Source organism: Mycoplasma amphoriforme A39 (assembly GCA_000723365.1).
Classification (GTDB): Bacteria; Bacillota_I; Bacilli_A; order Mycoplasmatales; family Mycoplasmoidaceae; genus Mycoplasmoides; species Mycoplasmoides amphoriforme.
On the sequence record HG937516.1, the window covers coordinates 640,415 to 667,083 of the forward strand.

Here is a 26,669-nt window from a genome sequence, read left to right on the forward strand (position 1 = left end):
ATTTTTTAACAGACCATCTAAATTCAGTTTTATCTAAATGAAACGTTAATAACTTAGTTAGAAAAAAATTGTTACAACTAATTTTATGTTGATGAAGGAGATACTTCGCATTACGCTGTATTAATTATACCAAAATGATACTAAATGCGTAAATGAGGACCTTTTGCGTACAATTTATGGATTTTTTATTCATTCTGTCAAAATATTTTAGTGAACATGGTAATGTTTTACAAAAAACGATTATGAAATTAAATGATTTTCTTAATAATCTACATTAAAAAGGGATTATTGGCATCATCACTTGTGCTTTTAAAAGTTGATAATGATAGTAAATTTTTAATTTCTTTTAGTAAACCATTTTTACCATCAATTTTTCAATTATTACCCATTCCGTTATTAGGATCATCAACTTTTTTATTATTTTTTATTGTAGGACCTCGACCGCCACCTAGTAAGGTTGATCCGTCTTCTTTATATTTATTACCACCATCATTATCAGGTTGATTATTATCATGTAATGGGTTAAAACTAACTATAAAAACAGAAGTCTTTAACGTGGCTTCGCTAATTTTAGAGTTGCTCCAGGCTTTTTCAATAATCTTTAAAAACTCTTCTGTTTTATTTTCTTTAACGATTGCTCGCAAATATCTTTTAACTTGTTCTTTTGTCGTTAAATAAGGTAACGAAATAAAGATACGTTTTCATGTAGGAAGATCAAGCAATTTGAATTTAATATTTTTTTCAATTTGTTCATCTATTTGAACACGGTATTTTTTGGAAAAACCTTCAATTCCTCGTGTTAATCCCCTTCATGTTTGGGTATTTTCTACTTCACCATTTGGGTCATAAACCGTGTCTTTTTCATTTACTACTGATAAGTTAAATTTGACACGATTTGATTGGTAATTAGTTTCATGATCCGACTCAACGTTAGAAATTTTTACTTTATAATTGAGTTTTTTAATCCAGGAAGTAATGGTTCGAACTTTTTGTTTTCTTCGTCTGGTAACCACTGATTAATTTTTGAAATAACATCGCCTTGATCTTTTTCTTGAGCTAATTCATCCAAGGCAATATGAGTATTTCACGTTCCTATGTTATTTAAGTTATTTTTAAGAACTAAAGATGGTGTATTTGTCCATAAATCGTATTGTTTTTTAATTAATTGAGTTTCGGTTGCAAAGCCAGTGAGCTTAATTGTTTTGCCAGCTGTACGAAGATCACCAAAGTTACCGTCACTTAAATAACTTTGACGAGCACGATTTTTTTCAGAAACAACTAAGCGCAGCGTAACGGTTCCCTTGGAATTATCATGACTTATTTTGGTTAAAGATACTTCATGTTCTTCATTTAATTTATTTGATAATTCTGGAATTGGTTTAGGTTCATCTTGCTCTGAATCCTGATTTTCTATATCTGAATCGGATTCACCACCCCCATTATTCTCTAATTCTGAATGACTAGTTTCATCCTTTGAGTCTTCTTTTGTTGCATCGTTTTGTGCATCTGAACTAGTAGTTTCACTGTGCGGACTTAACTGGATGTTTTGGTTTTGTTCATTTGTCAATTCCAATCATTTTTTATTAATGTCACCAATTGTTAGTTTTTTTTCAGAATTATCTGTATCTTCAAGGTTAATTTCCACCGGAAGCAGTGACTTTATTTTTTCACTTTTAACTTGGTATTCACTTTTAATGGATGCGTAATATTCGCGGACTAGGTCATTATTAGTAGGTACATGTGGTTTTGGTTTGGAAATAATTTTTTTGTTTTGCTTACCAAGGACTGATCCTGGTTCTAAATGTTCAGCCAACACTACCACTCCTGAACTAGCAGCACCTATTACGCCAACTGTTCCAACTGCGGATCAGATCGAAATTCATGCTTTCAAGTTAAAACGATTAATTTTCATAAGGTTCCTCTACTTTCATTGCTTACACACCTTGATACTGCTGATTAATTTTAAAATAACGATTAAAAGAATGATTGAATAATTTAAATGTAAAATCGATTACTAAAGTAATAGTTTTTGATTTGCTTCCATGTTTATATCAATAATTGCTTCATCGAAGTTTTCTTTCCTCTTTATTCTTTTTATGTATCCTAGTTAAGATCAATGATTAATTAGGACATTTGAACCAACATTAAAATTGTTTTTCATATTAAATTTATATAAACAAGTGAAACTTAGATTTTCTTCTAATAGTTAAATCAGGTCAAACGAAGAATAATTGACGATCAATTTATAAAAATTTATCTAAATGCATTTTTCTTGTAACGTAATTGTAAAAAATTTTAAATCTTAAAATTGACTAGATTATGTTATTAAGAACCGTTTATTTTGTTAATAACTTTAGATTTAGACAGAAAGAATTTTGAATATAATTTTTTCCTCTTCAATTATTTACACTTTTAAGATTTTATATATTCAAATGAAGCCCAACACTTATAAATATTAGCTTAAAAAAATTGCTAAATCTTTAATTTCTGCAACTATTAGGAATTACAAATTATTACTTTACAATCTCTTATTTATAACTAATTGTTTTAATTTTTTAGTTTCATCTTAGTTATCAAGGATTAATAAAATCATTCATTTTTTGTTTGAACTACCTGGGTATTTTGTTTAAAAACAGTCGTGATCTAGTGGGTATTAATTGAAAAAAGAGGCGAAAAATACTTGACTTAACAGATGTTTATTTTTCACTAAAATCGTTACGAACCGGCCAGTACGAACTTGAAAAACTCTTAATGTTTGTTTTTTTAAAAATAACGATTTTGCTTAGAGAAATTATCATGATTTGATTTCACACCAAAAATCATTATTGGCATGAACAAAATTTGAATGATAATTGATGGTTAAGCCAACTTTAAATTATGTTGGCTGCAAATTTTAAGCAAATAACATTAAAAACTGGACACCTGATAACGCCTTGTAGTAGATTACACGACTTAGATTCATTTATTTTTCAGTGATTTTTTCTTAATTATAATTCCTTAAAATTGTGGTTTCATTACCACTTTTCTCACAATAATAATTTTTGGTATTTTAAGTTATTCTTATTTTTGTAACAAGTTTATTTCTAGTAGCGACTATGAGTAAGTAACATAAGGAATGATTGTTGCAAAACATATGCTGATGAATCGTTTTCTTGTTTTTTTTGATCATGAAGGCTTACATCATTGCAATAAATGTGAAAAATTTTTATAAAAACTATATTTCAAAAAGATTAATACCATAAAATTAAAATGAGTAAAATGAAACTGGTTTTTATTTGATTTGAATCAATATATCTGCATAATTTATAAAACAAATCAATTATTTAACAAACTTATTGGTCACATTTATAAAAATTAAATGTGAATATAAATTTTTAGAAAAAGAAAAATAATTACAAAATAACTTAATGACGTTATCTTTTGGATACGCTTTAATTTGTTACTTATATTAAATTGAAAAAAATAATTCTAAGGACTTTACATACAAATTTATAAACACTTGATAATTTTTTTATCACCAATATTAAATGGGATATTTTTGTGAATATCAATCAAGTTTGCTAAAAAATAAATATGCAATTAAATCATTTTCTTAATAACTTATCCTAAAAAAGGGTTAGTTGGATCTTCTTTTGTAAATGTTGATAATGATAGTAAATTTCGAAGTTCTTTTACTAATCCTTCTTTGCCATTAATTTTTGCTTTATCACTCATTCCGTTTGTAGGATCGTTCAAATTTTGTCGATTAGGAGCACGACCACCACCTACTAGGGTTGACCCGTTTTGTTGGTATGAACTATCTTGATTTTTAGTAGTCTCATTATCGTGTAAAGGGTTGAAACTAACTTGATAAACGCTTGTTTTTAACGTGTTTTCGTCAATCTTGGAATTACTCCAAGTTTTTTCGATAACTTTTAAAAACTCTTCAGTTTTATTTTGTTTAACGATTGCGTTTAAATATTTTTGAACCTGTTCCTTTGTTTTTAAGTAAGGTAACGAAATAACGACGCGTTTTCAGCCTGCTGAAGTATCGTGCAATTTATATTCAATTCGTTTTTCAATTTGTTCATCTATTTGAACACGATATTTTTTGGGAAAACCTTCAATTCCTCGTGTTAATCCCCTTCATTCTTGTTCATTTGTTGCTTCACCGTTGGAATCATAAATCGTGTTTTTTTCGTTCAATATTGATAAGTTAAATTTTACCTGATTTAATTGGTAACTAGTTTGGTGCTCGGCTTCAACGTTAGAAATTTTTACTTTATAATTGAGTTTTTTTAATCCAGGAAGTAACGGTTCGAACTTTTTGTTTGCTTCGTCTGGTAACCACTGATTAATTTTTGAAATAACATCACCTTGATCTTTTTCTTGAGCTAATTCATCCAAGGCAATATGAGTATTTCACGTTCCTATGTTATTTAAGTTATTTTTAAGAACTAAAGATGGTGTATTTGTCCATAAATCGTATTGTTTTTTAATTAATTGAGTTTCGGTTGCAAAGCCAGTGAGCTTAATTGTTTTGCCAGCTGTACGAAGATCACCAAAGTTACCGTCACTTAAATAACTTTGACGTGCCCCATTTTTTTCAGAAACAACTACGCGCAGCGTAACGGTTCCTTTGGAATTATCATGGCTTATTTTGGTTAAAGATACATCATGTTCTTCATTTAATTTATTTGATATACTTGATAATTCTGGAATTGGTTTAGGTTCATCTGGCTGTGAATCCTCATTTTTTAAATCTGAGTCAGTTCCATCGTCCTCACTATTCTGTAATTCTGAATTATTAGTTTCATCTTTTGAATTTTCTTCCATTACATCATTTTGTGCATTTGAACTAGTAGTTTCACTGTGCGGAGTTAACTGGATGCTTTGGTTTTGTTCATTTGTCAATTCCAACCATTTTTTATTAATGTCATTAATGGTTAGTTTTTTTTCAGAACTACCAGTATCTAGCAAATTAATTTCCGAAGGAAGTAAAGATTTTATTTCTTCATTTTTAACTTGATATTCACTTTTAATGGATGTGTAATAATCGCGAATGAGTTCATTGTTAGAAAGTGACGGTTTAGGTGGTTTTGGAATTACTTTGGTATTTTGATGTCCAAGGATTGAACCTGGTTCTAAAAATTCCGCCAAAACTACCACTCCCGAACTAGCAGCACCTATCACACCGATTGTGCCAACTGCTGATCAAATTGAAATTCATGCCTTTAAGTTAAAACGATTAATTTTCATGATGATCCTCGATTTCAATGATACACTAATTGATATTGCTAATTTTAAAATAACGATTGGAAAATGATTGAATAATTTAAATGTAAATCGATTACTAAAGTAAGAATTTTTGATCTGTTTCCATGTTTTATCAAGTACGACTGACTTGAGTTTTTTCATTGTTAATTGCTTTTCATATAACATTGATTAAATTTTGTTAATGATAACCAGCAGATTTAATGAGTTTCAAAATTATGTTTTGAAACGTTTTATGAGTGAATTAGATTATTTCTAATAGTTAGAAATGATAAACTAATTTAATTCGTTAGTCATCTATTAGATTTTATGAGAAGTAGTATTTAAAAATAAAACAAAATTGTATGTAAATTTAAATCTTAAATATTTTTACATCATTCATCGTCAAAAAAATGTTTGCTTCATTGTTTTATTAGAACTAATAATTTTTTAGCACTAATGTTTTTGTTGTGGCACATCATTAATGGTTTTAAGATTTTGTGCATTTAAACCTCTAGAAGTGGTAATTATATTTATTTGTTACATATCCACATTAATGATTTGAAAACTTTTTCTAAAAGTTAAATGCTAAATCTACAATTTTGGGCTTGATTAAACTGTTAGTTCAAAAACTTTTACTTTTACATTCTTGTATGCATTTAATTACTTTAATCTTAATTCCTGGTTATAAAAGATTAATATGATTCAAGATTTTTGCTTTATTAATAGATAATTTTTTGAAAAATTTTCATGATTTATAGAGGTATTAAATTAAAAACAAGCACTTCTTGTGCTTGTTTAGTATTTATATTGTTTGAACTATAAGTTAGTTTGATTATGATTCTGTTAATAAATAAAAGAAATCTTGGAAAATGTTAGTGTAAAAAACCGGACAGAACAGTTGTTTTTCCTGCTCCACTAGCCAGGTTTCTAGTTGTCGAGCCATCTTTTAGATAATACAGACTGCGATCTTTTTTATAAACATAAATTTTCAGCGAAATGGTTCCGTGTACATCATCTGACCTAAACTCAAAAGCAGCCACGGCATTTTTTTCTTGAAGCTCTTTTGGCAGTGCTGGAATGCCACCTTGTTTACCGATTCATAAATTTACTTGGTCAATCCCTACACTAGCTGCCCTAGGTTCGACAACTGAAGGAACTTTAGATTTGTGTTCAGGATTTGTAACTTGATAACCATCTTTAATTTGTTCATAGTATTCAGCAATCAACTGCGTTTCAGTTTTTTTAACTGGAGGAACATCTGGTTTTGTGGCCGGAGGTGGCGACGGAATTGAAGGGCCGTTATCATTTGGCTTTGATTCCGGCTTTGGTTCAGCTGGTTTTGTTGGTGGTGTAGACTCCTCTTTTTGTTTTGGTGGCGGTATTTGTGGGTCGGGTTGTTTCTTTTGATTTGGTCTAGGTTGCTGAGGCTTTGGCAGTTGTGGTTTGGGAGGGGTTTGTTGTGTTTCGTTTTGATTTTTATTTTCTGATGCTGGCTTTTGGGCTTGTTGGTTAGAAATTGAACCAGGGTTCACGTATTCACTTAAAACTAATGCACTGGGAACTATGACTCCAACAGCTCCGACTACTGATCAAGTCGACCCTCATACTCAAAGGTTAAAACGCTTTTTCTTCATAAAAATTCCTTAATAAATATTTGTTGTGTTTATTTTAAACATGCAATAATTTTATTATATTTTTGAAAACACTGCTTGAAATTGGATTATTCGACCTCTATTAATTCGTTATTTTTAATTATTTGAAGAACTCAAAATATCTTCAGATAACAAAAATTTTATTAATTCAAAACTTAAAATTTAGAAACTAAAGTTTTTAAGTTTTATTCAACATTATTAATTTTTAGAACGATATTCTTAATTATTTTATCTTTTTTCCTTAGCCAAGATTTTACTGTATTTATTAATTAGTTTTTTCACATCATGTTTAATGTCATCATGATGAAGGGCGGCTTCAATTGTGGCGTGTAAAAAACCAACTTTTGAACCGATATCAAAGCGTTTACCAGTAAAAACTTTGGCATAAATACGTTGGTAACTTAATAGTTGAAAAATGGCATCAGTTAAACTAATTTCATCATGAAGATCTGGTTTTGTTTTAGCTAATTCATCAAATATTTCGGGTGTTAATACATACCTACCCAAAATGGCATAATCAGATGGGGCATCTTCGGGTTTGGGTTTTTCCACAACGCCCTTCAAAGAAATAACATCATCCCCTCACGTTGCTTTTTTAAAATCTTTGGAAGGATTAATCACTCCGTATTTAACAACCAGTTGATGTGGTACTTTTTGGACACCGACAACTGTTGATTTAACTTTTTGAAAAACTTCAATACATTGCTTTAAAGCTGGTTTTTCATCAGGTCTAGACATTACAATATCATCACCTAATAAGACAGCAAAGGGCTCATCATTAATAAAATTACGAGCACATAAAATCGCGTGTCCTAAACCACATGGTTCTTTTTGTCGAATGTACTGGATGTTAGCCATATCAGCAATTTTACGAATGTTTTGAAATTCTTTTAATTTGTTTTTTTTCTGTAACCGATTTTCTAATTCATAAGAATAATCAAAATGATCAATAATGGCATTTTTACTTGATGAAGTAATGATCATGATGTCTTCGATGCCGCTAGCTACTGCTTCTTCAACAATATATTGAATGGTTGGTTTATCAACAATGGGTAACATTTCTTTCGGTAAGGCTTTGGTTGCTGGTAAAAAGCGGGTGCCTAAACCGGCTGCTGGAATTACGGCCTTACGAACATTTAATAGTGGCATCTGTTTGTTTCCTTAACTGTTGATCATTTGCTGAACAACTCTTTTGATAATCTTATTTTATTTGTAACATAGTTTAATTTATGAAATTGTGATTGATAAGATTTTTGTAACTTGAAAATCAGATCTTTTTCAAAATTTGCTGATGATAGACACAAGCATCCAATTTGATTTTCAATATTTTTTAAATTCAAAGATTGATATTTTCAATAATCAAATCATTCAGTTTATTAAAAAATAAATACTAAATGAGGACTAATGCCTTTTAGTTTTTAAAAATCTTTTGGCAATTAATAAATGGTTTTTCACCAATGTTCTGCAATCTATTATAAGAATGGATTTACATTATCATCATTTTTATTTTGAAATGTTGATAAACTTAATAAGTTCTTAAGTTCTTTGTTTAACCCCGTTGTTCCTTGAACTCTTCATGCATTCCCGTTATGTCTTCTCATTCCGTTATTGTTTCTTGTAATTATTTTCTTATTATTAGCAGTTACATCACCATCTTGATGACCGCCCGCAATCAAATTGGCTCCTGAGTTTGTTTGTAGATCATACAATTTGTCAGCATCATATTTAGTTTTTTTCTCTTCTGGATTTAGTGATATTGCAAAAACATCACTGTTAATTTTTGCATTTGGACGTCATGCTTCTTGATGATGGTATTGCTTTTTGTAACCATCTTTGACGCTATTTTCAATTTTTTTGAGTAATTCATCTACTTTATTTTTTCGAACAATCGCCTTTAGATACCATGTTACTTGTTGTTTGGTAATAAGGTTTTCAAACGAAATGTCTAATCGATCCGATTTTTTCCCTTTTGTAGTAATCGGTGTAAAACGTGCTTTAATTGGAATGTTTAATAAATTGGTTTCGTTTGCAGCAAAATTTGTTAACTTGATTGGCAAACCAACTCACGATTGTTCATTTGGTATGGAAAAATCTTCCTTATCAACTTGATTATCTCCATTTTTGATTAAAAGGTTTAAATTTAACTCGTTTTGCCCATTAGTTAAACGGTTAAGTCCGACTTGTGCAAGCTTTACTTGATATTGACGTGCCTGCAAAGATTGATTTAAGGGTTTTAATTTTTGTGCATTATTTTCGGGTAAATAATGGTTAATTTTGGAAATCACATCTGTTTGATTTGATTCATTCGATAAATTTGTTAGATCAAAATAAACTTTTCAAAATGGATGTGTTTGATTGGACTGAACATTGAAAGTTGTATTTTGCGATCATGTACTATATTGTTCTTGAATTAAATTTTTTTCACCCGCAAAACCAGATAAAGTAACGGTCTTACCAGATGAGTCCATATTTGTTGATAGTTCGCCACTAGTTGCATAATGACCAGTGCTATCTTTTTTGGAAACAAAAATTTTTAAAGTAATTGTTCCATCACGATCATCGGCATGTAGTTTTAAGCCAACTGATTCATTGGTTTTACTAAGTTCATTTGGTAATAACGGAATTCGGGTTTGTTCACCAATTCACGAATTAATCTCAGGGACTGTTACCTTTGAAGATTGATTGATAATTTGCGTAGGAAACAATGATTTTTGCTGCTGATTTGTAACTTCATATCGTTCTTGAATTTCACTATAATATTTTTTAATAAGGTGACTATCAGTAGTGCTTGGCGAATCATCTAAACTGGGGAGTGGTTTTGGTGAATTTTTTAAATTATCGTCAGTGTTTTGTTCTGATCTAGTGGATGGTCGATCAGTTGAAAGACTCGTTTCATTTTTACCTTTTTTGGTTGGGGGGGGGGACTTTAGTTTCCTGTTGATTTACAGTTTTTACCGGATTTGTTACTTTTATTAAAACCGTTGCTGCTGGAATCATCACCCCAGCCATTCCGACTACTGCTCAACTAATTATTCATGCTTTAATACTAAAACGTTTTTTCATAACACACTCCAATTCTGTCATTTTTTAGTTTCGTATTATTTAACATTTTAACTTAATAAGCACTCATAAAATTTGATTTTTCTGCCAAAATTATTATGTTTTTTAATTAAAATTATTTAAATTTTAAAAATAATGGCTTTGATAAGGATTTAAGTAAAATTTTGGCAGTCCGTTTTTTCCTCCTTAAGTAATAAGCAAATTTAGAATTAAGTTAAAAAACGTTTTAGAAAATAAATCTTTACTACAAATTTTGTAATTAGTACAAAATTGTAGACGAATCATTGTATTAAACGATGTCTTGGATTATTTAAGTATATTTGGTACCAGTGATGTTAGTAAAGAAACAGTTGTTCTAAACTAGACTGGAAAATTTTGGATTTTATGTTGATTTAATTAAAAATCACTTAAAACCTGATTTCAAAATTGTTAACAACTAGAGTTGTGATTAATTTACTACTCAGAATATGACGGTAAGAAAGCAATCAATCAGTCGTTGTTGCTAATGTTGCAAAAAACGATGCATGGCATAGTTTTTAGATACTACGGTAACTAGCATTAATTGATTAAACATATATATATTTATATATCGATCTAATTAGAACACCAGCAAAAGAATTTAACATAATTAGAACTGTTAGCAATCATGCAATTAGAACCAATCATTTTTTTAAGTTTAACTTTTTTAGTTCAATCGCAATACTCAATACCAAAAAAAAGAATTGTTCATATAAATGCTAACAAATTTAGCATAGAAGAAAATTTAAATAATAACAAATTATCTTTGTACCTTTGCTTACTTCAATCATCATTAAAAAAATGCGATTTCTTGTCTTGCAACACTTAGTATTTTGATGATTTTGTCTCTTGCTAATTAGTGATTTAGGTAATTAATTATTATTTAAAAAGCATTAGTTTGTTTCACTTTTTGGTTTACAAGGTTCTAGTAGTTTCACTAATTTGATCTTTTCTTTCTAATCTAAATAACTTTTTAAATTATTTATTTTAATTTTTTAAACTTGTCATTTTTTGAATTATTTTCATCTGTTCAAGTTTCAAAAAAATATTGTTAATGCAATAAAACTAAATAAATGTTCACTAATCCCTATTTATTTGGATTTGACACTAATTAAAATAAACATTTTTATTTTTTTAATATTAAATTGTCATTATTTTTTATAAAAATGTAATTCAAGTTGCAACTATTTATAATGTCTCAGCCCTTGCCTTCAATTACTAAAAATAATCAAATTTAATTTGAATTTTTTATTATACGAATTAAAAAAGTCATCTTGATACTTCTTGAAATCAGCATAAGTTAGAACTATTAATTAAGCAAATTTACCAAGATTTTAGTCATCTTAAAAAGAATAAAATTGGTTACGTTCAGTTTCGAGTTCTTCCAAGCAAAATGGAATTTGTTAAAAAGTATTTAGAAGCAATCGAATTTCGCAAGGATTACCAGTACTTTATTGATAATGAAATTGATGAATCAAAAGCGTAAATAATTATTTCTTCAAAAAGTTATATTTCCGAGTAAATTGTTAGTTTTGCTAATCGGATTTAATTTATAATGTATTTATCAAATATTGAAAATTTACTCAATAATATCAAATTAATAACGGGATTAGACATGGCTAAAAAAAATAATGACTCTGAATTTCAAAAATTGGTCCTTGAGCAACTAAAAGAACTTACTGAAAATGCTAAGAATACGAATCAGAGCGTTCAGAGCATCAAAACCGATTTAAAAAAAGAAATTGATAACAATAAAATTGAGTTAAAAAAAGAAATTGAAAAAACCAACCAAAAGGTTGATAAACTAGACAAGAAAATTGACAACACTAAGATCGAATTAAAAAAAGAAATTGATAACACTAAAATCGAGTTAAAAAAAGAAATTGATAACAATAAAGTTGAGTTAAAAAAAGAAATTGATAACAATAAAGTTGAGTTAAAAAAAGAAATTAATAAAACCAATCAAAAAGTCGATAAACTGGACCAAAAAGTTGATCATGGTAATGCAGCAATTCACGCCCGGATCGATTCGTACCATTTGAATCCTGACTTACCTCCGCCTCCGCCTCCAGTAGAAAAACTTTACAAATTAATGAAAATTATTTTAGTCCATATTGGTCCTTCTTGAAATGAGCATAAGTTAGAACTATTAATTAAGCAGATTTACCAAGATTTTGGTCACTTTAAAAAGAATAAAATTGGTTACGTTCAGTTTCGAGTTGTTCCAAGCAAAATGGAATTTGTTAAAAAGTATTTAGAAGCAATCGAATTTCGCAAGGATTACCAGTACTTTATTGATAATGAAATTGATAAATCGAAACATGTGTAGCATCACTTTAGATATTTTGTTTAGAAAACTTTTGATTTCAAACTATTTCAAACTAATTAGGCTTTTGTTAATTTAAATAATTATGATTTGGCAAAAATGACTTGATATGACGAAAACGATGCTATATGTCAAAAATTAATTATTGATAAAATTAAATAAACACAAGGGAATTTTTACAAAACAAATCATAAATTTGATCACATTAAAACAGATTAAATTGTTAGGATATTTTAAACGCGTGATTGATTCGTTTATTCTTATTAAATCGGTCATGAATATTAACTATAATCAATAGTTTTTTTATATTTTTCAAGTTAACATAAAATATTAAATTAGAAGTAAAAAATTGCTACAACTTTAAAAAATAAAAGCGGTTAAAAAACCTAACAAATGAGTTAGGTTTTTTATTACACGAATTAGAAAATTATACGATCATTTTTTTTATGATTTACTTAGATTTTTTAAAATTCGGCTATGCTTAATGTTTTAAGTGTAACGCATTTAATTGCAATTTCTCACCAGTAGTTGGATCAAAAACAGGTGTTTTTTAAAGCAAGTTAAATTATAAAAATGTTCCTGGAAAATCATTACCATTTGCTGAAATATCATAATGAAATCTTGAAGTTCTTCAGCGATTTTTGGAAATTTTTACCATCGGCTTTAATCTGAGTATTAGCAGCATGACGGTTACTGATTTCAGTGCAGGTTAATTTGCTTTTTAGACTTAATAACACTTGTAGTTAATATATCCATCAGTTTTAAATTTTTCGAATAATTCTTTAATTTTGCTATTTTGAGTTACTGCAGTGTTTTCTTGTTTTCTGTTATTGGAGCACGCCGATGTAGTTACAACTAGTAAAACTGCGAATACTAATTCCAGTTAATTAAATTTATTATTTAGATTTTTACTCAGATTAATCTTCTTACAATCTTTCATAAATATAAAAATTTGGAAGAATGAATTCTTGGTTTTGAAAGAAATTGGTTAATTTTTTGTCGAATGATTTTTTTTAAAAATTCGTGCTTTCTAGTGTAAAAATATCTAGATTAAGTTTTTTTAAGGTGATAAATTTTCGTACTAAAAAAATTATTGTATTTTTAATTTAACCTTGGAAATTGCCAACAATTAAGAATCATAAATTTAATAAATGCATATTTTTCGTAAGCATTCTTGGAACCTGGTTTTGGATTTTGGTTATGATTATCTTAATTATAAACCTTATACTTTTTAATTTAATTTTAGGTTATGAAACAATCATGTAAAAAAGTATCTTGCTTGAATGAGCATTTTAATTATTATTTTATTAATAGTTTGGCTTTATAAAAAAATGAACTAAAACAATAATTTAATGTATTTTTCAAATAATTAAACTTATTCAAAACAGAAAATTTATGTGCAAAAACTAAAAATTGTGGCCCATTTTTAAGTTTTCGATTATTTCATATCGTCACTATAATAAAGATGGATTTGTGATGTTAAATCTAAAAAAAACAAACCTATTTTTACGTTAATGCTTGGCTTTCTCAATGGCTTAATTGTTTGTTATTGATCAAAAGAATATCAAGATATTGTGAAGCAATCCTTGTTTTCATTCCTAAGTATATAACTTATTAAGAGTGAGTTTGATGCTATTACGCTGTTTCCTGAAGCAAGAGGAGGGAAAGTTGGAATAATGGAAACACTTGTTTCTTAACGCGTAACCACTTGTAGATCAAAGATTGTAATAATTTTATTTTATTAGTTTGTGACAGTTTGCCAATAGTTTAATTTATGAAATCGCTATTGATTACTTTTTTGTAATTTGAAAATGGTTTTTTTCTAAATTTTAAGATAACTGACCCTAATTATCTAATTTGATCCTACTTATTTCTTTTTTAAGCTTAAAAATTGTGATTCCAATAACTTAATAATTGTTATCAGAAATAAAAAACTAAATTGGCGTTTAAACCACTTTAGTTTTTAAAATTGCATCGTAATTAATAGTTTCAAACAAGATGTAATCAGAATCTATCCTAAGAATGGATTAGCATTGTCATCTGTTTGATCTTTGAATGTTGATAGACTAAATAAGTTTTTCAGTTCTTTGTTTAACCCAGTTATTCCGTCAATTCGTCATAAATTTTTTCGTAATTTTATCCCATTGTCATTTTTTGTAATTATTTTCATATTATTAAAAGTTACATCATTATGCTCGTGACCGCCAGCAATTAAATTAGCTCCTGAGTTTGTTTTAAGATCATATAATTTATCCACATTATAATTAATCATTTTTTCCTCAGGATTTAATGATATTGCAAAAACATCGTCGTTAATTTTTGCATTTGGCCGTCATTTTCTTTCGTCCTTGTATTGGATCTTGTACCCTTCCTCAACACTGCTTTTAATTTTTTTAAGCAATTCATCTACTTTATTTTTTCGAACAATAGCCTTTAGATATCATGTTACTTGTTGTTTGGTAATAAGGTTTTCAAACGAAATGTCTAATCGATCCGATTTTTTACCTTTTGTAGTAATCGGTGCAAAACGTGCTTTAATTGGAATGTTTAATAAATTGGTTTCGTTTGTAGCAAAATTTGTTAACTTGATTGGCAAACCAACTCATGATTGTTCATTTGGTTTGGAAAAATCTTCTTTAACAACTTGATTATCTCCATTTTTGATTAAAAGGTTTAAATTTAACTCGTTTTGCCCGTTAGTTAAACGGTTAAGTCCGACTTGTGCAAGTTTTACTTGATATTGACGTGCCTGCAAAGATTGATTTAAGGGTTTTAATTTTTGTGCATTATTTTCGGGTAAATAATGGTTAATTTTGGAAATCACATCTGTTTGATTTGATTCATTTGATAAGTTTTTTAAATCAAAATAAACTTTTCAAAATGGGTAGGTTTGATTAGACTGAACATTGAAAGTTGTATTTTGTGCTCATGCACTATATTGTTCTTGAATTAAATTTTTTTCACCCGCAAAACCAGATAAAGTAACGGTCTTACCAGATTTTTCTTTATTTGTTGATAATTCGCCACTAGTTGCATAATGACCAGTGTTATCTTTTTTGGAAACAAAAATTTTTAAAGTAATTGTTCCTTCACGATCATCGGCATGTAGTTCTAAGGCAACTGATTCATTGGTTTTACTAAGTTCATTTGGTAATAACGGGATTGGGGTTTCTTCACCAATTCATGAATTAATCTCAGGGACTGTTACCTTTCAGGATTGATTTATAATTTGCGTAGGAAATAACAATTTTTGCTGCTGATTTGTAACTTCATATCGTTCTTGAATTTCACTATAATATTTTTTAATAAGTTGACTATCAGTAGGACTTGGCGAATCATTTAAACTGGGGAGTGGTTTTGGTGATTTTTTTAAATTATGGTCAGTATTTTTTTCTGATCTAGTTGATGGTTGATTAGTTGAAAGATTTGTTTTATTTTTAGTTTTTTCGGTTGGGGGGGAACTTTAGTTTCTTGTTGATTTACAGTTTTTCCCGGATTTGTTACTTTTATTAAAACCGTTGCTGCTGGAATCATCACCCCAGCCATTCCGATTGCTGCTCAACTAATTATTCATGCTTTAATACTAAAACGTTTTTTCATAAAACACACTCCAATTCTGTCATTTTTTAGTTTCGTATTATCTAACATTTTAACTTAATAAGCACTGATAAAATTTGATTTTTCTGTCAAAATTATTATGTTTTTTAATTAAAATTATTTCAATTTTAAAAATAATGGTTTTGATAAGGGTTCTAATTTTTTGCATTCATTATTTCATCAACATTGTTTTAAACCACTTTAATTAGACAACTTTAAAGAAAATGATTTTCGAAAATTGATTTATTGAACAAAAGCAAACAAGTTATTTAGTAAATTTTCAAACAAAGTCACAGTGAATATTAAAACTGTCTATCAAACTTAGGTAGCAATCAAAATTTCTTAACAAATGTATCCACAGTTTGACTTTCTTTTAAAATCCTATATTCCATTTTAATCTTGCGATCATCTGGTTTATTTTCTCAATTTATTCGATGATTATAGCTGTCTACCAATATATTGTTTAGTAGCAAAAATTGTTATTAATAACATTATTAATAAGCAAAAAAAAGCAGCGATTGGATTCGTTTTAACGGTTTAATTTGGGTAAAATTTTAGAAGGCAGTTTTGTTAAGACTGCAACCGCAACGTGTTTTAGTTTATAAGGGGGTACGCCGCATGAAATACCCACGTAAATCCAAAAGGAATCAATTTGGCCTGGTGCTTTTAGGTTTTTTAACTGCATTAGGTAGCAGTTCGTTAGTTTTATTTTCTCATAATAGTTTTAATGAATCGCGTAAACAACAACACATTTGATTAGCTAATAAAATAACACAAAGTGAAGTTAATAATGGCCAGAAGTCTGTTCATGATCCTAAGTCTGTTGAACTTCACGACCAAAACGGATCTACATTAAACTTTGCCAGTTCTTTCATTCGCTTAAATAATAAACAGATTTATAATGAAGTTAAAAACGTTTTAGAAACTAAATCCTTATTACAAATTTACAACCAGTACGCGATCGTTGAGCAATCAATTGAGCTAAACGAAATGTTTAATCATTTAAGCATGGTCGATACTAACGATATTAGTAAAGGAATCGTTGTTTCTAATTTGTCCGGAAAAGCCTTGTGGTTTGATGTTGATTTAATTAAGAATCGCTTAAAACCCGATTCTAAAAGTGTTAATGTTCCAGTTAATTCAACTAGTGTTGGCGCTAATTTTAATACTAAGAATAGTGATGGTAAAGAAACTAACGAATCAGTTGTTGTGAGTGTTGAAGCTAAAAATGATGCATCAAATAGTTATTTTTTAGACATCACCGTAACTAGCATTAACTCGCTGAACAAATATCATGTCGATCAAATTAAAACCTCAGCAAGAGAATTTAATGCGATTGAAGTTGTTAGCAGTTATGCCATAGGAACTAATTTATTTTTAGGTTTAAACTTTTTTAACATTGACCAGATGACTCATACTAAAAAAGCCATTGGTTCAGAAATGATCTTTCTAAGAGACGGAAAATTTGTTCCCGGCGGTCCCTCATTTTTCTTACACTTTACGTTAACAACCATGATTTTTGACGCGGAGCACCGCTCGATTTACGCCCAATACCGCGATATTAAGGATAAATCGTTACGAATCTGGGGGTTTGGCACTGATAAACCCGATGCTTTTGCCCAAATTACAGCCCAAGTTCATCATGAATTTAGTAGTATGACTTATGTTCCAGGAGTGGGGATTGCTGCATTAAATGCATCAAAAACCACAGTTGAGTTATTTAAATTTGCTGAGCAGTCATTAACAACGGCACCGAATTTTACTGCAGCAGTTAGTTTTCAGAACAATTTAATGCGTAACGGTGAATTAAAAATTAGTGATTTGGTTTTCAATCCGTCAACAAAAACCTTCAATTTGTTTTACGCTCCCGATAATTTTACTGACGGCTTCATTCAGTGAAACCTTAATGCCACTGTTAATGATGATACTTGGTACACCAACTTTGTGCCGATTCATATTGACTATGAAAAATTAATTAAGATTAAAAACCAAAATAGTTGGTTAAACGTTTTTGCTTCTGTCTATGCAAGACAAGAAATCAGTAAGGCTTTTGCTGATTTTCTAGTGCTTGATGGTTACTACCAATGATTAAGGAAACAAAACCAGCTTCATAAGGATGATCGTTTTGTAATAAATTATGTTGTTAATGATAATTTAGGCGAAATTAAATTAACAATTACGGGCAAACCCCAGGCGATTGAAAATTCGATTACGTTATTAGATACAAGTGTTCATGGTTATCGCAAGGTGTTGCCGGACAATATTGTCACTAATATTAATCGAAGTTCAGATTTATTTAATAAAACCCCATCCGAAGTCCAAACTTTATTATCTGACCCTTTAACTACAGCCCAAACCAAATTAGAGATTTTTGATTTGTTTGGTTTTGCTAAAGAATATGCTCAACTTCCCTTTGATGTGAAAATCAACGATACTTCAGTATTAGGTAACATTAATTTTCAAATTACTTTTAGCACTGTTCATACGACAACTCAAAATAGTTTAATCTCCAACCATGGCGAAATAATTACAAACCAGAATGATTTAACAAATAGCCAAGCATCAACATTAAATTTTTCCGATGCTTTTCAAATTTCCATCGAACGCTGGTTTATTCCCGTGGTGACTATTCTAGCCATCATTGTTTTTGCAGGTATCATTTTAGGCTTGTGGTTTAGTTATGGTAAGCGCTTATACAAACGCTATGTGATTGGCAACCAGCAGCGCATCATGGAAGAATACGATGCACTAGAAGAAGTTGCAATTGAAAATGAAGCATTTTTAAAGACAAGCGATTTACAATTACCAGTAACAATTTCTAAATCCGTACCAGAAGCTGCGTTTGGTGCCCGTTTCCGCGAAGAAATTCCTTATGTTAAAAAACGCCAAGATCAACAAATTGACCGACGTTTGACTAATAGTCACAACATTGATGACTTTCATACCCGATTAGCCAAAAAACGAATTCATTGACAAGCATCTTTGTCATTAACCAAACCGGTTATTAAATCCTAAAATTAAGTGCACTAACTTTAGTGGTGAATCTAGGTTGACCAACTTAATTATCTAATTGGTTAATTTTGGTTTACAAATCAAATATTTAATTTATAAATTCCTTATAAAAAGCAACTTATTTATGAAAATTAAAGGAACCGTATTAGATATTGGTGGTACCAAAACCCGACTCGCTGTTGTGATTAATGATCAAGTCGTTAATCGTTGAATTTATTCAACGAATCCGATCGATCCCATTGCGACATTAAAACCAGTTGTCGAGCACTTGCAACAATTAGATACTACTGCCCTTGGTGTTTGTATGCCAGGGCCAAGTGATTTTGAAAAGGGTATCGTTTTAAATACTCCTAATTTAACTGGTGGTTGAAATAATTTTAATGTGAAGGCTTATTTAACTAATCATAGTCATGTGAAAAAAATTGCTTTTGAAAATGACGCAAATGTCATGGCCTTAGGGAACCATTATTCTTATGGTTTTAATCATAAAGATATTACCCAATTTTTTACAGTTAGCACCGGCCTTGGAGCAGGCTTAATTATCAATAACCAAATTTTTACAGGGTTTAATCATTTTGCCCAAGAAGTAGCTCGTGCACCACTTGCTTTTTTTGCTGATAAAACCCCACTAGGTATTGGTTCGTTAGAATATTATGCATCTGGTTCTTGAATGGAAAAACAGGCATTAAAAAAAGAGATGAAATATTCAACGAAAACTTTGTTTGAAAATTATCAAACTAATCAAGTGGCTCAAGAAATTATTAACAATGGTATCAGCACTTTGGCAAACGCTTTTGCTACAGCCATGGCTTTTCTTAATCCGAACCATTTCGTTGTTGGTGGTTCTGTGGCCTTTCACCACTGGTGGTATGTCCAAAAGGCTTTTGAACTTGCTAGAACCCGAACGGTCAAAGAGCAATATGATGTTGCCAAATTACTTCCTGATAAATTCGGTGATGATTCAGCTTTAATCGGTTTAAGTTATTTTATTAAAAATACCGTGTCCGATTAAACTTTGTTTTACATTTAATCTAAATGATCTTTGCTTGGAGTGTTATTTGTCTTGTAAAAAAATAGCTTTTTATTGATTAATAAATCGTTATATATCATCTATTTAATACATCCAATATTACGGTTATTTTTGTAGAACTTAAACTAATTTTTATAACAAAAGCATTTTATTTTTTTAATTTTATTTTATCTATTGATAATTTATTATATTTATCGCCAAAAAAAATTATAATTAGATAACTATCTATACAAAATAGTAAAACTTTAAAAAAAATCAAACCAGATCTTTCGTATTTGGTATTTATTGACAAGGAAAATATTATGCCTTTGCCTGAATATGCAAAAATGGTTCTTGATGAATTAAAAAGAACCAACGCAAGAATTGATGAAATTAGTAAAATTATTACTAGTGTTGAAAACCGTTTAAACCAACGGATTGATTTGTTATATAAGAAGATTGAAGAAGTAGAAGCGAAATTTAAAAAAAAGATTAATGAAGCCTTCGAAAGAATTCAAGTACTCCAAGCCGAAGTTAATGAAAAATTAGATCTTTTTGAGCAGTATTTTGACCGAAAAATTGATGGTCTAAATAAAAAAATTGAGGAGATTAGACGTAAAAATCGTTTGCCATCAGAACAACGCGAGTCTGATGGTAATAATCGATTCTTCATTCTTGACAATTCATTTGCTTGTATTTTTGTTGATGATACCTGGGATGCTGACAAGTTTAATCTATTGTTATCGCAGTTACAAGACTGTGACAAAGATCGAAAAACAAATAAATTTAAATACATCGATTTTCGGGTTCCACGACATTTGTATCATTGGACTGTAGAAAATGTTGAAAGATGAGGTTTCAAACAATATTGAAAATGTCAAATTATTAAAGTAAATCGGTATAAAAAAGTCGTTTAAAAACATTTTATAGGCTTGTGCATTAGAGAAGATGAGGTGATCACAAAAATGCCGTTTTTAGCACAAAACAGAGTTAATTTTAGATTAATTAATAAAAGGAATTGAATAGCAAATCAATAAGAATACTAGAATTAATTATTCTAAACTAAAAACTTAGTTTTGAAAAAGAAATACCTATGTTGTAAAACACCAAAGGCCAACTGTGCTATTTTAGTTGTTTTTACATATTTTCTTATTATTAATTTAAAAGATTTTGCGTCGTAAATAATAATGTTTACAACATCTATTTTTTTTAATTCTAGAAATTTAACCGTAATATTCAGATTTTTTATTATTTTTCCAGGATTTTATTTGGTAGTTAAATCTTTTTATTTAATGCTTTTAGAATCCTAAGATAATTTATTAAACGTTGATTACTTGGTGCAATTAAATAATAATTAACGAATTTTTTAATAAGATAATTTGCCTTAATTGAATGAAAAAAACTTTAGTCATTTTATATGACTAAAACAATCCTAGATTATGTAAAATGTTGCTAATTTTAATTTAATTATTTTGCAACTCTTATTTTTTTAATAGTTAACTAAACTGATTCAGAATTGGGTGCAGGTTCTACAGAATTTGTAGAGTTTACAGGACTTGGATCTTGTGAAACTGTTGCACTTGGACTCATTGCATCTGGACTAACTGGTTTTTGCGGCGTTGGACCTGTCGGCTTTCCAGCATTTGGAGCAGTTGGTTTTTGTGGAGTTGGTCGCATTGGTCTTTGAACAGGTCTTGGACCAACAGGCCCTTTATTTACTTTAGCATTAGGATTCCGAAGCGGCTCTTTACCGATAATTTTCGGAAAATCTCAGTACTTTGTTTCAGCCTCGGGAGTGTTCATGATGTTAAACTCAATTAAGTAATTGAGTCATTCATAATCAGTTTTGTCAACACTAAGTTGTTTTGGCTCGTTGTCATTAAAACCGCCTGCTTCCATTTTTGCAAATAGTTTATCTAGCAGGATTTTAAGTTTTTTGTCTGTTATTTCGTTTTCTGCAAAAAATCGTAAAATTTCTAATTGCCAACTTGTGTAAATAATTTCCTTAGTTTGTGATTTGAAAACTGATTTTACTGAAGTCATAATATCTTTAAATGATTTCATCTGTAACCTTCTCCTTTTTTCGAACTTAAGTCTTTGTGTGTTTTAGTTTTTATTAGGTATTTTATATACGTTATGTGCTATAAATTTTAACATCTTTTTGTTAAAGTTAATTGATAAAAGTTATGTTAAAGTAACTATCTTTTATTAATTTTAGACTAATTGCCTGCATTAACTTTAATTATTTTAATTTTTTAACAGGAATTTGCTTGCATTAAAGTTTCATTGATCAAACAAAGCGATTATTTTTTCTTCATAATGTTAAGAGGGGTAAATATTTTCTCTTACACATTTTATCTTTTAGATACAATAATACAGGATTTTCACTATCATTTGTAAAAATGAATTTAGGAATTAAAAAATGAACTTAGAAAATGGCAATCTACCAGAAATTTTAAAAGGAATTGAATATCTAGCCAGTCCAGTAGAACACGCAAAAGGAACAATTTTTTACTGCCATAGTTTTATGGGCACATACCAACATAAACATTCATTAAGAAAACATTATGCAAACTATAATTTTTATGCTTTAAATTTACCTGGACAAGGCAAATCCGCTTATACAAATGAAAAGCAATTTGACTTGGATTATTCGATTCAAGTTCTTCTAGCCTTTATTGACTATTTTAAACTTCAAGATATGATCATGATCGGCCACTCACGAGGCGGGGGAATTGTTGCGGTATTAAATGAATTAATTGGCGAAAAAATTAAAATGAATATTTTAGAAGCTCCTGCTAGCGGAGCCATGTTGTTAAATTATGATGTGATTAAAGTTCTGATTCCCAATTCGATTAGTGATGCCAAAGTGATTGTAGATGCATTGTATTATGATGCAGCCAAAACTTTAGGACCACACTATAATGGCTTTGTCCAAAAACAATTTAGTGAAGTAAGTAATGAATTTGGCAAGTTTCGTCATATGTTAAACAAAGCAGTGGTAATTAAGGACGGTAAAAGTTTTGATAATGGCTATAAAAAAATCATCCGACCCACATTGTTTATTTTAGGAGAAAAAGATGGTATATTACCACCTTGACAAACGGTTAACCACTTAAAAGATTTGAATTCAGATTTTTATTTTGAAATAATTCCTAAAGCCGGACATTTGGTCTTTCATGAACAAACTAACCAGTTTTTGCAATTATCTGACGCGTTTATTGTAAAACATCAAGGCAAACAATAAAAGATTAAGTTGTTAATAAATATTAGTAAATTTTGCTTCGAATCGATTTATTTTAATGATTATCGAATGGTTTTATTCTCGCCTATGATTAAATTTAATTAATTCGTATTTTATTTAGAATAATATATAAAAACACACCGTAACTGGTGTGTTTTTATATGTCAAACTTTAACTATCTTCTAGTTCTCACTACTTGATCGTTAATTTTTCAGTCAGAGTAGAAGTTTGTTCCAATTGCTGTTGGGAACACATAGCCAGGGTTGCGTAAAGCAGGAACGAATTTTTTTGCACTTGCTAGCATTGTGTTGCTTACTGTAAAGCCCATAAAATTAGTTAATTCATGAGCTAGTTTTACTAATTCCCAGTTCTTGTGAGTAGTTTGATAGTTTAATCAAAACTTAGATGATAAAACATACGGATCGATATATGTTTGATTTTTAATTTCATCTGCAGTTTGATCGATCAATGATGGATTACCATTACTATTAGAAATAGATTGGCTGGCGATGTTGGTGGCTAATTTCATTGAAAGTAATGCATCTTTTAAACTAACTTTTTTGTTACTTTGGTTATTAGCATCACCTTTACCCGGTATTAAATTAGGTAAACTGTCTCATTGTTCTACTGGAACTGATAGTTTTGGTTTTTGATTATTACCATCTTTTTTTAGTTCCTTGTCTACATAATCAACAAAACTAGATGCAGCTTTTTTAATTTCTGGATAAACTTTTGATATGTACGAAAGGGAAGCATCGTTTGCATTATTACTGTTGTTTTTGGCTTTAGTACCAAGTACACCCAATAACGGAATGATATCAGCACTTCATGATAAAGCATCGATGTTCGCTCCAATTCCGTCGTAATCATTATGTCAACCAGATCGACTTCGATCTAAAAATTTATTTTGGGGTGGTAATCAATTTTGGATAAATGATTCCCGATTGCCATCTGATTTTCAAAATGTTGGCTCTAGTCGATTATCTAATTCTTTAACAATTCTGACTACATTCTCGCTAGCAATAACTTGGTTATCATTTTCGTTTAAAAATTCACTGGTAACTAAAGGTCATTTTACCTTCTCATTTTGTTGAATGTTATCACTATCTAATAAAGCTTTTATTGCTGTCTTGATTTCATCAAAGATGGCAGATTTTCATTGGTCATTTGCGTTAGCAGTTAATGCTTTTTGATCGTTGTCTTCAGATGTCACCTTTTTCGAATTACCATTAGTTAAATCAAGTAATGCAACACGTGTATTTAAGTAGTTAGTGCTATCACGCAAATTATTAGTAATATTACCAATTGTACTATCACTTGGTTTTTCTGGACCACTTGCAGCATCCCTTCCGTTAATTGATGCATCTGGTGCAAGTCGACTTAATCACGAGATGGCTGCATTGCTTTTATCTTTCGTTGTGGCAACTTTTTGTCAATTAATTGCTGCACTAATTAGCGATCTAAAAGCAACGGCTTTTGGCGAAAAGGAATTGGAAATCGTATTTTTAGCATCACCCTTTCGAATGTTTAACACAGTATCGCCATAAAGTAATTTTGTGTATGCATCATTATAAAACTCGCTGGGATTATTTTGGTCAATACTTTCACTACCACTATAGGCAACAGGAATTAATTTTGGTAATTGTCTAAAAATCGGCGAATCAATATTCTTCGATGGTCTTTGTGTTAACCCATAAGCTGTTGCATTGCTGTTAACAATATTTAGATCTGCATCATCTAAATTACCGTATCCGGCTTCACTAACCGTTCCGTTAACATAATTTTGAAAACTTTGTTTACTAAAAACTTTTTCATCAGCCTTTTCAAGTTTATAAATACTAGTGAATGTTCTGATTACATTAGGGTCATCAACAAATGATTTATCCCAATAATTTTGGTTCAAGCTATAAGTTTCCTTATTTTCTTGTTTATCATAGCCTTGAGCGTAGTAGGGTCCGATTTGCAAGGTTGTTAATTCACTTTGTCCGTACCAGTAGATGCCAAACTTTTTTGAATTGGAAGTTTCTGGCAATTCTTTGATGATTTTTTTTGCGGCTTCAAGTTTTGATTGATCACCATTTTCACTTTGTAATTTATTACCATCCATATTTTGTTTAATGTATTGCGATGGAGCTGGAATAAAGGTTGTATCGTTTGTTAGAATTTCAGTAACGTATTGATGAATATCATTTCCGGCTGTTTGGTTTAGAGTTTGAAAGGTTACCGCATTAACATCAACATTACTTTTTAATAGGCCTTTGTCTACCTTCTGAATGAATTGATTTTCTTCATCAAATTTTTTTCAGTCAATTCCAAATAAATCAAATAAATATTGGTTATTATAGTTAGATCCAAGGCTCTTACCACCAGCGGTGTCTAGATAATTGTCGTTACTAGATAAAATTTCTCGTCATGTTTTTTCCTTATCAGCAGATGTATCACTATTAGTAAATCGCGAAATTGGGTTATTAACTAGATTAGTTCGTTTTCAAGAGTAATAAAAGTCTTCAGCAGTTAGTTTAAATTCTGTTGGTTTGCCTTGATTATCAACCCAGGTTGCGTCTTCACGAATTACAAATTGAATTTTTTTAGTTTCTTTTAGTGCATTAATGAATGCCACACTGTTTACAGAGTTGCTTTTATTGCTAGTTGCTTTATATAATGCTTCCTTGAAGTAAATTTTTTGACCGTCATCTAGCGGCGAGTAGTCGGGTTCTTGCTTAACTTCAGCCTCATCACTATCAAATAGATGTGTTTTATCATCTTTAGTTGTGACTACAATGGCTTTTGCTAATTCCAAGCGAATTTTCGAATAAGTTGGCGAAGTCACAACTTGTTCGGATTGACCATTTTTTAGTTTAACGGTTTTGCTAACTGGTGCTCCACTATTTTGAACCCGAAGCAAACCAGCAATGTTAACTTCATTCATTCTTGATTGAAATGCACCAAAACTTGCTGATCGGTCATAATTTAGAAATGCAGGCGTAGACGTTGAATTATATTCTTCAATATATGTTCGATTTTGCGGTAAGGTTAATGAGACTTTGTGTGGATTTTGAGTCCCACTACCACAAGCTGTGATAATAAGAGCACCAGCAGATAAAATTGCTGAATTTGCTGTTCAAAACAATAAACGTTTTTTTTGATATTTGTTATGTTTCATTATTCAAATTCTTACCTCTTTTATATTTTTATTTTTTATGTTGTTTTAATTTAGTATACAAAAATAGCGAATCTGAAATTCGTAATTTGAATACCCACATTAGTGGTGAAAGAAAATACTAAGGATTAAGACAGAATTGCATTGAAAATTTAATAGAGCGATTTGTCTTATAGATGCATTTAGTGAATTTATTTAAACAAAAACCCTTGGTAAATTGTTTCACCATAATTTAAGTATATCAAAAAATTTATTATAAAAATAATAATTTTGTTTCATTTTTAAAACAAAAATTAAAATCCAATAATCCTATTTAAACATAAAATTTCAGACCACAATATTTGCTAGAATTATTT

Annotated in this window: 16 protein-coding genes; 5 read left to right on the forward strand and 11 right to left on the reverse strand. The window is 29.7% G+C overall.

The window, feature by feature from the left end:
* Window positions 1–269: 269 nt before the first annotated feature.
* The 7 genes from ABDB96_RS02440 to ABDB96_RS02470 form a co-directional block, all read right to left on the reverse strand.
* On the reverse strand, window positions 270–1,013 hold the full coding sequence (locus tag ABDB96_RS02440; RefSeq protein ID WP_343251205.1) for a hypothetical protein: 744 nt from the start codon (window positions 1,011–1,013) through the stop codon (window positions 270–272).
* Entirely contained in the window at window positions 941–1,912 is a 972-nt protein-coding gene (locus ABDB96_RS02445) for a hypothetical protein (RefSeq protein ID WP_343251206.1), read from the reverse strand. Before ABDB96_RS02445 ends, ABDB96_RS02440 begins: the two co-directional genes overlap by 73 nt.
* Window positions 1,913–3,600: 1,688 nt before the next feature.
* Entirely contained in the window at window positions 3,601–5,238 is a 1,638-nt protein-coding gene (locus ABDB96_RS02450) for a hypothetical protein (RefSeq protein ID WP_343251207.1), read from the reverse strand.
* Window positions 5,239–6,107: 869 nt separating this feature from the next.
* Window positions 6,108–6,869, reverse strand: a complete 762-nt coding sequence (locus ABDB96_RS02455) for a hypothetical protein (RefSeq protein WP_343251208.1) — start codon at window positions 6,867–6,869, stop codon at window positions 6,108–6,110.
* 246 nt (window positions 6,870–7,115) lie between these two features.
* Window positions 7,116–8,036 (reverse strand): UTP--glucose-1-phosphate uridylyltransferase GalU, encoded by a 921-nt coding sequence (galU, locus tag ABDB96_RS02460; protein ID WP_425528223.1) that lies wholly within the window; start codon window positions 8,034–8,036, stop codon window positions 7,116–7,118.
* Between the two features lie 323 nt (window positions 8,037–8,359).
* Entirely contained in the window at window positions 8,360–9,592 is a 1,233-nt protein-coding gene (locus tag ABDB96_RS02465; protein ID WP_343251209.1) for a hypothetical protein, read from the reverse strand.
* A gap of 193 nt (window positions 9,593–9,785) precedes the next feature.
* Window positions 9,786–9,950, reverse strand: coding sequence for a hypothetical protein (locus ABDB96_RS02470; RefSeq protein WP_343251210.1), 165 nt, complete (start codon window positions 9,948–9,950; stop codon window positions 9,786–9,788).
* Between the two features lie 1,630 nt (window positions 9,951–11,580).
* On the opposite strand from ABDB96_RS02470, the gene ABDB96_RS02475 reads away from it, so the two are divergent.
* A complete protein-coding gene (locus ABDB96_RS02475) occupies window positions 11,581–12,294 on the forward strand; it encodes a hypothetical protein (protein WP_343251211.1) in 714 nt (237 codons plus the stop codon).
* A 2,008-nt stretch (window positions 12,295–14,302) separates the two neighbouring features.
* Here ABDB96_RS02475 and ABDB96_RS02480 read toward each other — a convergent pair.
* Window positions 14,303–15,538, reverse strand: a complete 1,236-nt coding sequence (locus ABDB96_RS02480) for a hypothetical protein (RefSeq protein ID WP_343251212.1) — start codon at window positions 15,536–15,538, stop codon at window positions 14,303–14,305.
* A 122-nt stretch (window positions 15,539–15,660) separates the two neighbouring features.
* Window positions 15,661–15,891 carry a hypothetical protein gene (locus tag ABDB96_RS02485; protein ID WP_343251213.1) on the reverse strand — a complete coding sequence of 77 codons (231 nt, stop codon included), beginning with the start codon at window positions 15,889–15,891 and terminating at the stop codon, window positions 15,661–15,663.
* A gap of 615 nt (window positions 15,892–16,506) precedes the next feature.
* Here ABDB96_RS02485 and ABDB96_RS02490 point away from each other — a divergent pair.
* From ABDB96_RS02490 to ABDB96_RS02500, 3 genes are all read left to right on the forward strand, one after another.
* Window positions 16,507–18,903: a hypothetical protein gene (locus ABDB96_RS02490; protein ID WP_343251214.1), complete on the forward strand. Its 2,397-nt coding sequence runs from the start codon at window positions 16,507–16,509 to the stop codon at window positions 18,901–18,903.
* Window positions 18,904–19,024: 121 nt separating this feature from the next.
* Window positions 19,025–19,912 (forward strand): ROK family protein, encoded by an 888-nt coding sequence (locus tag ABDB96_RS02495; protein WP_343251215.1) that lies wholly within the window; start codon window positions 19,025–19,027, stop codon window positions 19,910–19,912.
* Between the two features lie 320 nt (window positions 19,913–20,232).
* The gene (locus ABDB96_RS02500) at window positions 20,233–20,826 is read left to right on the forward strand and encodes a coiled-coil domain-containing protein (protein ID WP_343251216.1); all 594 of its coding nucleotides are present in this window, start codon (window positions 20,233–20,235) and stop codon (window positions 20,824–20,826) included.
* A 583-nt stretch (window positions 20,827–21,409) separates the two neighbouring features.
* Here the strand turns inward: ABDB96_RS02500 and ABDB96_RS02505 are convergent.
* A complete protein-coding gene (locus tag ABDB96_RS02505) occupies window positions 21,410–21,973 on the reverse strand; it encodes a hypothetical protein (RefSeq protein ID WP_343251217.1) in 564 nt (187 codons plus the stop codon).
* Window positions 21,974–22,331: 358 nt separating this feature from the next.
* On the opposite strand from ABDB96_RS02505, the gene ABDB96_RS02510 reads away from it, so the two are divergent.
* Complete coding sequence (locus ABDB96_RS02510) at window positions 22,332–23,156, forward strand: alpha/beta hydrolase (RefSeq protein WP_343251218.1); 825 nt, start codon at window positions 22,332–22,334, stop codon at window positions 23,154–23,156.
* Window positions 23,157–23,328: 172 nt separating this feature from the next.
* Here ABDB96_RS02510 and ABDB96_RS02515 read toward each other — a convergent pair whose 3' ends face one another.
* Window positions 23,329–26,316, reverse strand: coding sequence for an OppA family ABC transporter substrate-binding lipoprotein (locus ABDB96_RS02515; RefSeq protein WP_343251219.1), 2,988 nt, complete (start codon window positions 26,314–26,316; stop codon window positions 23,329–23,331).
* Window positions 26,317–26,669: the final 353 nt, after the last annotated feature.